Here is a 9,159-nt window from a genome sequence, read left to right as displayed (position 1 = left end):
CGTACGGGATAACTTGGTTGACACCAGCTGTGAATGGACCAGGGAAGTTAGCTTTATCTAGGTAAGTAGCTGGAACGTCTACTGTGTCTTTAGTGTTGTCGGCTACGCCTTTTTGAACTTCAGCTGGAGTGGTTAAGCCATTCAAGTTGACATCCAATTCTTTAGTCGCTACAATGTTGCTCAAATCAGCCTTGCCGTCTTTGGCACCATAAACCTTGATAGTTGCCTTGTAACTTTGAGTGCCGTTTTGTTTCAAGAGGTCTAGAAGCTCTTTATCAGATTTACCTTGGGTGCCTGCCAAATCTACTTCATAGAAGTAGAGACCTTTGCCCAATTTCTCTACTGGTGGAAGGGCGGGGTTTTTAGCTGAGCCGTTGTCTGACCATGGAGCCTTGTCTGAGGCTTTCAAGATAAGGCGGGTTAACATACCGTCACCTGCGAAGAATTCGTATGGAATGACTTGGTTGACACCAGCTGTGAATGGGCCAGGGAAGTTGGCTTTGTCCAAGTATGTAGCTGGAACATCTACTGTGTCTTTAGTGTTGTCGGCTACGCCTTTTTGCACTTCAGCTGGAGTTGTTGCTGGCTGAGCTTCATTTGCTTCACGGTCTTGTCCAGAAACTGTAGGCGCAGGATTTGTCGCAGGTTTAAGCGCATCTTCTGTTTCTTTCTTAGATTCTGGTTTTGCGTGCACTTCTTCTTTGGGTGCTGCTACTAGTTCTTTAGCAGCTACATCTCCTTTTTCTGGAGAGCTTGTAGTATCCAAGCTTGCTTTAGGTGTTGAATCTGCCTGTTCTGAAGGAAGAGCTACATCAACTGCTTTCTTGAGAACCTCTGCTGGTAAGTCGCTCTTTTCACTCACTGAAGCAGCGTCTGGCACAACTTGAGCAGGGGTCGGATTGACCACATCGGCACGTACAGAACTTGGTTGACCAACTAGAACAAAAAAGCCACTGGCTACAACAACTGAGGCAACCCCGACACTAAGACGGCGAATAGACCAACGAGTATATCTTTGATTTGGATTGAATTTCATAGGATTCTCCTTAGAGTTTTTCTTTATTTGATGACTCTAGTATAATCTCCTAAAATTAAAAAGGATTAAGAAAAAGTTAAAATTTTTCTTAAATCCCTCTTATAAAATACTTATATTAACTTTTTTACGAATTTAATTCTGCCAAGTCATCTAGATACTGGTTGTTAATGACCGCCAAGATATAGGCATCCGCCTTCAAGAGGTCATTGGGTCCAAACTGGACATCCAAGGGTGAATTTTCCTGTTCACGAAATCCTAGGACATTGAGGTTGTATTTGCCACGTAGATCCAGCTGGCTCAGGCTTTGACCTGCCCAAACACTGGGAATTTTCATCTCCACGATAGATACATTTTTATCCAGCTGAAAGACATCGACATTATTATGAAAGAGAATGGTCTGCGCTAGGGACTGCCCCATTTCATACTCTGGCGAGATCACTGAGTCAGCACCGATTTTTTCTAACACCTTCTTAGCTGTCTGGCTTTTGACCTTGACAATAACCCGTGGTACCCCCAAACTCTTACAATGCATAACTGCAAGCACACTCGACTCTAGATTTTCTCCTGTTGCCACTACAACCGTATCACAGGTATCAATTCCTGCAGTTCTGAGGAGTTCCTCATCTGTAATATCGCCCACAACTCCACGCGCCAAAACTGGCTCAAATTGATTGATTCGCTCGGCGTGGTCGTCAATGGCAATGATATTCATATCTTGCTTGGCTAGGGCTGTCAGGACACTACTCCCGAAAATCCCCAAACCTAAAATTCCAATCGTACGATCTGACATCATTCTTCCTTTCTTATCCAATACTAATATCTGCTTTCATATACTGAATCAAATCTTTCTTATCAGGCTGGTAGTCAGCTAGACTAACCAGCAAGGTCAAGGGACCGATACGGCCAATAAACATGAGCACCATGACAATGCTAAGAGCTAGCTTACCCAATTCTGGCGTCAGATTTGCCGTTACCCCAACTGTCGCAAGAGCTGAAATGGTCTCAAACATGAGGTAAATAAATCGCGGTGTTCCTTCTGCTGTAATTCCCAACAACATCAAGCCCAACAAGAAGGTCATCAAAAAGATAATGAAGACACTAAAGGATTTTTGGACTGTTCGAGCCTCAATAGTTCTCTGCGCAATATTGGCATGAGGCAAGCCCAGCAATTCACTACGCGCAAAAACCAACAAGACGAAGAAAGTCGTAATCTTGAGCCCCCCAGCCGTCCCTCCAGGCGCCCCACCCAGAAACATCTGTAGGATATAGATAAACAGGGTCACAGGCCGAGCTTGGGTGTAGTCAATAGAGGCAAAGCCAGCCGTTCTCATGCTGACGGTTTGGAAAAAACTGACCAGCACTTTCTCTGGAACACTGAGATTGCCAATAGTTCCTGGATTGTGCCACTCCGTAAAGAGTGTGGATACCGTCCCAAACAGCAAAATCCCTGCGGTCAAGAAGAGGACCAGCTTGGTGTGAAAACGCAGACGGCGTTTTTTCTTCTTGTCAAACTGGGTTGCCAAGTCAAACCAAACCATAAATCCAAGACCACCTGTGATAATCAAGCCAGCAATGACCAGATTGATCAAGGGATCCGTCTGAAAAGCCACTAAACTGCTACTGCCGAAATTATCAAAACCAGCATTACAAAAGGCTGAAATGGCTAAAAAGATAGAGGTAAAAAGGCCTCGTCCCCAGCCGAACTCAGGAATAAAACGGAAACTTAACAGAAAGGCACCCAAGCCCTCCACCAGAAAAGTCGTCAAAAAGATGGAGCGCATAAAGGCCTTCAGCGACCGAGTCTCCCCGTAACTAAAGCTTTCCTGAATAGTTTCACGACTGCGAAGACTGAGCTTTTGCTTCCCCTGAATATAAAAGACCCCGATAAAAGTCATGAGCCCCAGACCACCAATCTGTATCAAGAGCATACAAATCAACTGTCCCCAGACATTATAGGTAGTAGCCACTGGTTGCGTAAAAAGGCCAGTCACACAGACCATGGACACCGTCGTAAAAAGATGGTCAAAATAAGTGGCCCGCGAATCACTTGCCTGAACAAAAGGCAAACTCAAAAGAAGGGAGCCTATAAAAATAACTCCAGCGAAACTTAAAAAGATGCGACGAGCTGGTGAAAGTCCACCCAAGGCCCTTTCAATTTTTTTAACAAATAACTTGAATAACATACATCCATTGTACCATAAAAAGTAAGAGAGTAGCTATATCTGAAAGGCTATCTCAAGGCAGAGTTCCAAGGCCTTCTCGAAAGCTTCTGAACCCCAGTCACGACTATCGTACTGGTCCAAGTCTGCTAAGGAATCAGCTGTAAACAACAACTCTCCCCAGAGAACCCCACGCAGCTGGGCCACTGCCGCAAGCGCAGAACACTCCATCTCCACAACAGCACAGCCTTCTTCCTTACGATAAGCCACCTTTTCAGCCGTTTCTCGGTAAAAACCGTCTGTCGTCCAGGTCATGACTTCTTCATAGGGAATCCCTCTGGCTTCCAACACTCGCTCAATGGCAGCAATAGCCTCTGGCTGCATTTCCATATAACGAGAAGGTGCCACATAGTGATAACTGGCTCCTTCATCTCGCAGTGCGCGAACAGGGACTAGAAAGGCATTTTCTTCTATATCAGTCAGCACACCACAGGTTCCAGCGGAAATAATCTGCTCCACACCATAGCCAATCAACCAATCCATAAACTGGGCTGCTGGAGCGGAGCCGACAGGTGCCTGAGCCAGACAAATTCCCTCTCCCTTGTAGTTAACGACATAGACTGGATAGATCTTGGTGGCTGAAACGAATTCGCCGACACAGTCCGCCCCTACTTCCCTCGCATAACGGTCAATCTCCTCACCTAAAAAAGCATAGACACACTTCTTAGGCAACTGCAAGTCTAGCCCGTCGTGATCAGGCATGATGACCGCCTGAGGATTGTCATCAAACTCTAAAATAGGAATCGCATGTTTCTGAATCATAATCCACCTCCTCTGATTTTGTACTATTGTATCAAAAGCTGACAGAGTGTCAAGGAATTCTCTTTAGCAAGCCAGAAATCTCCTCTTCCATACACTTGAGAAATCGTTGCACCGCTGGAGAAGTCGGTTTCTGTTTTGGCAAAGCGATTGAGGACTTATGAAGAATACAAAATCCAACAACAAAAAAGACATGAATCTGAAATAAGCAGAACATGTCTTTTTTAGCTTGTTTGAAAGTCAAGTAAATAAATCTTAGCTCTTCTAGAACTCCCTTATTTCCACAAACCACCTAAAATCTGTTTTTCTAATAAGTCTAGGTCCTCTTCCTTTATTTCTCCGTTGTCGCTAACGATATAAAGTTGAGCGAAGTAAGCCAACAATGGACCAACACAAATACGAACCATTTGAGGAATCGTTAACTCTGGATTTACACGTGGATCTGCTAGCAATTCTTTATGAAGCACTCGAAGTTTATCTTGAATAGCATTCCAGATAAAAATCTGTTCATTTTTTAGTTTCTTATTTGAAAAACTCTCCTGCAGAATGATTTTCATCAAAGCACGATTTTTTTTGAGATAGCTCATACGATCGTGGACGAGATAACGAACCCTCTCTTCTGTCGTTTCAAAAGCTAAGAGTTCCTCAACAAAACTACCGAAAATGCCTGGGACTACAGGATGTAAAATAGCCGTCAGTAGATCATCCTTCGTCTTAAAATACTTAAACAAAGTTGCCTGGCTTAGTCCAGCACGCTCAGCTATGTGAAGAGTTGAGGTCCCATGGTAACTCCTAGTTGATATGAGATCCACTGCTGCCTGCATGATTTTTTTCTTTCCTTGAGGGTAATTCGCTTCTTCTAAGTAATCTTCAAACGATTCAAAAACAGTCTTATCCATCTAATCTTCACACCTTTTTAGCATTATTTATGTTGATTTCTAAACTTTACGATAACGACGCAATCCAACAATATTGAGAATTGTTAAAATGATCAAGAAAATCATTAAAACACCAAGATTTGGCAAAATATCACCAAGATTGTGTCCGTAAAGAATAATCTGGCTTATTGCATCACCAGAATAGGTTAATGGCAAAAATTTCCCCACAGTTGGAGCCCATGCTCCCATGGATGACAATGGAATAATCCCTGAGAAAAAGAGTTGAGGCATAATCACGAGAGGAATAAATTGCATCATTTGGAATTCTGATTTTGCTAGAGTAGACAAGAGAATTCCAAAAGCTAGTGCTACAAGAGCCAGTACCACATTAACTATTATAACATTTAAAATATTTCCTACAACTTCTACATCTAGTAGCCAAATTGCTGCTAAGACGACAACTGCCGTTTGAAAAATCGCAATAATACCGTAAGACAACATATAGCCATAGACAATTTCAGAACGTTTCACTGGGGTTGCTAACAAGCGATCCAAGGTTCCACTTGTGCGCTCTTTCAAAAGTGCCATACCAGAAATCAAAAAGACAAAGAAGAAGACCACAAAGCCAATTAAAATTGGAATCATACGTGCAAAGAATCCAGTATTTTTATCTCCATATTGGTAAGATTCTTTGATTTCAGGCGCCTTTGCATCTAATTTCAATTGTGGAAGAGCTTGTTTGATACGAGATAGTAACTGATCGGTGCCTTCACTGGCGATACTTGTTCGTAACACTTGTCGTATCATAGATGTCTTGGAGGCATCTGTATTTGCGTAGTCGACCTGATACTCACCATCTTTATAAGAAATCACAGCATCGACTTTTTCATTTGCTAGCGCTTCTTTGGCCTGATCTAAGTCTTGATAAGTCTCGATGTCCACATGATCAAGCTCATCCATTTTCGTTATCAAACCAGTTGGTAGATCTTGTGTCGCTAACTTGACATTCACGGTTGTACTAGCTGAAAACATGAGGTTCATCAGCCACATAATAAATACCGGCGCTACAAACATCATAGCCAAGGTTCGTTTGTCACGAAGCAATTCTTTGATAACTTTTTTAGCAATAGCAATGGTTTTCATCTTACTCTCCTTCTGCTTTCAAAAATACTTCTTCAATACTTGAAACTTGATAACTTTCTTTTAAGTGTTGCGGTGTATCAAAAGCAATGATTTTTCCACCTAATAATAAGCCGACCTTATCCGTTAACTCTGCTTCATCCATAACATGGGTAGTAACTAATATCCCAACCCCATTGTCTCTAAGCGCGAATAATTCTTTCCAGATTTTCTTCCGAAGAGAAGGGTCGATTCCAACTGTCGGTTCGTCCAAAATCAAGAGCTGAGGATTCCCCAGAAGCGCGATGGCTAAAGACAAGCGTCGCTTCATTCCTCCAGAATAACCGGATACCGTTTTATTCAAATGCTCTGTCAGATCCACAACTTGAGCCACATGGGCAATTTCAGCTGTCAGATCTCTTTTGGATAGCCCTTTTAGCTGACCAAAAAATTCCAGATTTTCTTGACCTGACAAAGCCTCATATAAGGCATCTGACTGGGCCATATAACCAATATCTCCTAAAATATGACGATTGGGCATAGTATGATCCAATACCAAAGCAACCCCTCCGTCAGCTTTTTCCATCCCTAACATAGTCTTAATCATAGTCGATTTACCAGCACCAGACGGACCTATTAAGCCTATAATTTCTCCCGGCTGCAATTCAAAGCTGACATGATTCAAAACCATTTGACGACAAAAAGACTTATCCAAATCTTGTAAATGTAGCAATTTTTTCATATGCTTCCTCCTAGGTGAGTGTTTACTCACTTACTGAATATAGACCTATTATAGTGAGTGTTTACTCACTTGTCAAGAAAAAAGTTGAAATTCTTTAAAAAATAAAGCACCAGATTCGTATCTGATGTTTATAATGCACATGTCTTATTTCTAAAAATGTTTTTGAACTTCCTCTCTATACTCCGAAATGGTCTTTTCTGTCCACTTTTTAAAGGCCTATTCCCCCTCTACTTTTCTCGGCTAATCCAACCATCGTCATTGCTATCGCAACTCTAATGACCTTGGTAATGGGAATTCATTTTACTCATTTTTATATGAAACAGACTAAGAAATTTTCAAGACCTAATTGAAACCAAATTAGCCCTTGGAAGTCAAAAAATCCTCGAACTCTACGCTGACCGTCTAGCAGAATCAGACCAAATGCGGCATGGCATTTCTAAGAATTCGGTTAAGGGACGTAACCTACAAGCTGCTTACGTGGATGGATTTACTTTGAGAGATTTCTTCGCCTTCAACCAAGGACTAAATAAAATGGGTGACCAAGCACTTCCTTTTAAAATTCACCCTGAACATTTTGTATTTGCTGGAGTTCACGGTGGACAGGAAGTGAGGAGTTGATTGGAGAGTACGGTCAACCAACTTATCAAAAAATCTTTATCAGTCTAGATACTGAAAAAACAGGCGTTCCGGATGCCGATACAAAAATTTCTATGGCAGGTGATACTGCTACTCTCATGTCCGATACAAGCCTTGATATCAAGATGTATGGTATGCATCAGTTCAAGATGAAAAAAGGTGGACTCCGCATCAAATTAGGCGTCTTTTCCCCAGAAGCAACCCCAAGCTAGATGGAGCTCGGTCACCAAGAACACCTAGCAGTTGAATTTTTCAATTCCCTCACAATCGCCTACCAAAACAAAACATTTAAGGGAAAACTACTCAATACCTTCTTAAAATTCAAGAAATTTAAGTAAACAACAACGGATGACTGAACAATTTAGCCTTTGAAAGCTACGATTATAAAATCCCTCGTAACATATCAATTTATCACCCATATAAAAAGATAGCCATTCTAATTGAATGCTATCCTTTTTTGTTTATCCTCGTCCGCCAGGTGCTGGACCGCCAGAACCTCCATTCGGACCTCCGCCTCCAGGCATAGAATTGACAATATCTGTTTGTTTTTCGCCGTTGATGTAGATATTCCCACCTGTGTAAGTTGCTGTTCCATCAAAGTCAAAGCCTGATTGTCCTATCAATTTAATAGTTCCACCGGTAACCGTGATATTCCCGTTTGAGTCAATTGGATCTGTGTCACCTTGACCGACTTCTACAGTTAGATTTCCACCTGTCATAGTAAAGTAAATATCACTTTGCTGGGCATTTTTATTGGCTGCATTGACTCCATCATCTGTCGAGTAGACATTGATATCGCCACCATTGATCGTAATGCCTTTCCCTTCAATTCCTTCAGTCGCATTCTTGACTGTGTAAGTACCGCTATCAATCACTAGGTTGCCAGAAGCGTGAATGCCATCATCCCCTGCTGTGACTGTTATGGTATTGTTAGCTAAATACATATTTCCAACAGTCATATCGTCATCATTATCAACTTTAACACCATCTTCCTTGGCATCGATGGTCATGGTTGTACCAGTAATGTTGAGTTCATCATTGACATTAAAGGCATCGCCAACTGATGTAACGTTAATGGTTCCACCCGTGATGTGAAGGGTGTCGTTAGCCTTGATAGCATTGCTTTTCTTCCCATCTACATTGAGAGTTCCTGAACCATTGATGGTCAAATCAATCTTAGAAAAGAGAGCGGCATTTGCCTTTTCATCACTGTTAGAGCTTGAGTCAGAGAGACTGTTTGTCGTCCCTTCTGCTAAAGTGAGGTAGACATGACCGGCTGATGTCGCTGAAATAGCCGCATCTGTATTGATCATGGTCGCGCCTTTGAGGACAAGTTTCACATCATCAGACTTATCAGCTGCAATTTTAATTTGCACTCCGTCAGACTGACCAGAAATGACATAGGTACCTGCTTTTGAGATAGTCACTGTTGAGCCAGAAACTGTCACACCGTCTCCAAAGACACTTGCAGATGAGCCTGACAATTCAATCTTAGAAGCTGTACTTTCATCATAAGAAGTGTCGTAGTCCTTCTCTGTGAAATAGGAAGTTTGGTTTGTTTTGGTTGAAGTTGTTGTTGCATTATTTGTAGTTGCATTGGTATTGGATGTAGTTGTTGACTGGGCACATGCTGCCATCAGCGCCATTGCTGTTAGACTCGTTGCGAGTAGGATCCATTTTTTGATTTCATACCTTTTTCCTCTCCTTCGTATGATATAGCTAGACAGTCTACAGAAGATTCCTGAAACAAAATTAAAACTTTTTTGAAAG

Annotated in this window: 10 protein-coding genes and 1 pseudogene; 3 read left to right on the top strand and 8 right to left on the bottom strand. The window is 42.0% G+C overall.

Annotated features, from left to right (window positions below):
• From EII37_RS07080 to EII37_RS07050, 7 genes are all read right to left on the bottom strand, one after another.
• Positions 1-1,036, bottom strand: a 1,036-nt coding sequence (locus EII37_RS07080; RefSeq protein ID WP_124788083.1) for an SSURE domain-containing protein, incomplete at its 3' end; no start/stop codon positions are given.
• A gap of 124 nt (positions 1,037-1,160) precedes the next feature.
• The gene (locus EII37_RS07075; RefSeq protein ID WP_084923581.1) at positions 1,161-1,826 is read right to left on the bottom strand and encodes a TrkA family potassium uptake protein; all 666 of its coding nucleotides are present in this window, start codon (positions 1,824-1,826) and stop codon (positions 1,161-1,163) included.
• Positions 1,827-1,839: 13 nt separating this feature from the next.
• Positions 1,840-3,219 carry a TrkH family potassium uptake protein gene (locus EII37_RS07070; RefSeq protein WP_124788082.1) on the bottom strand — a complete coding sequence of 460 codons (1,380 nt, stop codon included), beginning with the start codon at positions 3,217-3,219 and terminating at the stop codon, positions 1,840-1,842.
• Between the two features lie 33 nt (positions 3,220-3,252).
• The gene (locus EII37_RS07065; RefSeq protein ID WP_124788081.1) at positions 3,253-4,017 is read right to left on the bottom strand and encodes a nucleoside phosphorylase; all 765 of its coding nucleotides are present in this window, start codon (positions 4,015-4,017) and stop codon (positions 3,253-3,255) included.
• Positions 4,018-4,289: 272 nt separating this feature from the next.
• On the bottom strand, positions 4,290-4,913 hold the full coding sequence (locus EII37_RS07060; protein ID WP_000361928.1) for a TetR/AcrR family transcriptional regulator: 624 nt from the start codon (positions 4,911-4,913) through the stop codon (positions 4,290-4,292).
• Positions 4,914-4,952: 39 nt separating this feature from the next.
• Positions 4,953-6,035: an ABC transporter permease gene (locus EII37_RS07055; protein ID WP_124788080.1), complete on the bottom strand. Its 1,083-nt coding sequence runs from the start codon at positions 6,033-6,035 to the stop codon at positions 4,953-4,955.
• A 1-nt stretch (position 6,036) separates the two neighbouring features.
• On the bottom strand, positions 6,037-6,753 hold the full coding sequence (locus tag EII37_RS07050) for an ABC transporter ATP-binding protein (RefSeq protein WP_000734674.1): 717 nt from the start codon (positions 6,751-6,753) through the stop codon (positions 6,037-6,039).
• A gap of 227 nt (positions 6,754-6,980) precedes the next feature.
• On the opposite strand from EII37_RS07050, the pseudogene EII37_RS11505 reads away from it, so the two are divergent.
• The 3 genes and pseudogenes from EII37_RS11505 to EII37_RS07030 form a co-directional block, all read left to right on the top strand.
• A pseudogene (locus EII37_RS11505) lies at positions 6,981-7,103 on the top strand (low temperature requirement protein A); the annotation flags it as partial.
• A gap of 70 nt (positions 7,104-7,173) precedes the next feature.
• The gene (locus EII37_RS07035; protein WP_001215751.1) at positions 7,174-7,371 is read left to right on the top strand and encodes a hypothetical protein; all 198 of its coding nucleotides are present in this window, start codon (positions 7,174-7,176) and stop codon (positions 7,369-7,371) included.
• The gene (locus EII37_RS07030) at positions 7,368-7,601 is read left to right on the top strand and encodes a hypothetical protein (protein WP_000578911.1); all 234 of its coding nucleotides are present in this window, start codon (positions 7,368-7,370) and stop codon (positions 7,599-7,601) included. Before EII37_RS07035 ends, EII37_RS07030 begins: the two co-directional genes overlap by 4 nt.
• 249 nt (positions 7,602-7,850) lie before the next feature.
• Here the strand turns inward: EII37_RS07030 and EII37_RS07025 are convergent, their stop codons facing one another.
• Positions 7,851-9,035 carry a carbohydrate-binding domain-containing protein gene (locus EII37_RS07025; RefSeq protein ID WP_124788079.1) on the bottom strand — a complete coding sequence of 395 codons (1,185 nt, stop codon included), beginning with the start codon at positions 9,033-9,035 and terminating at the stop codon, positions 7,851-7,853.
• Between the last annotated feature and the right edge of the window lie 124 nt (positions 9,036-9,159).

The organism is Streptococcus sp. OH4692_COT-348 (assembly GCF_003859975.1).
Lineage (GTDB): Bacteria > Bacillota > Bacilli > Lactobacillales > Streptococcaceae > Streptococcus.
Note: the sequence above shows the minus strand (reverse complement) of the source record. Positions and strands in the feature narration are given on the sequence as shown.

Excerpts from the sequence above, each read along its gene's own strand:
- EII37_RS07075 (WP_084923581.1), bottom strand. The coding sequence starts at position 1,826 with ATGTCAGATCGTACGATTGGAATTTTAGGTTTGGGGATTTTCGGGAGT.
- EII37_RS07065 (WP_124788081.1), bottom strand. The coding sequence starts at position 4,017 with ATGATTCAGAAACATGCGATTCCTATTTTAGAGTTTGATGACAATCCT.
- EII37_RS07025 (WP_124788079.1), bottom strand. The coding sequence starts at position 9,035 with ATGGCGCTGATGGCAGCATGTGCCCAGTCAACAACTACATCCAATACC.
- EII37_RS07060 (WP_000361928.1), bottom strand. The coding sequence starts at position 4,913 with ATGGATAAGACTGTTTTTGAATCGTTTGAAGATTACTTAGAAGAAGCG.
- EII37_RS07035 (WP_001215751.1), top strand. The coding sequence starts at position 7,174 with ATGCGGCATGGCATTTCTAAGAATTCGGTTAAGGGACGTAACCTACAA.
- EII37_RS07050 (WP_000734674.1), bottom strand. The coding sequence starts at position 6,753 with ATGAAAAAATTGCTACATTTACAAGATTTGGATAAGTCTTTTTGTCGT.
- EII37_RS07070 (WP_124788082.1), bottom strand. The coding sequence starts at position 3,219 with ATGTTATTCAAGTTATTTGTTAAAAAAATTGAAAGGGCCTTGGGTGGA.
- EII37_RS07055 (WP_124788080.1), bottom strand. The coding sequence starts at position 6,035 with ATGAAAACCATTGCTATTGCTAAAAAAGTTATCAAAGAATTGCTTCGT.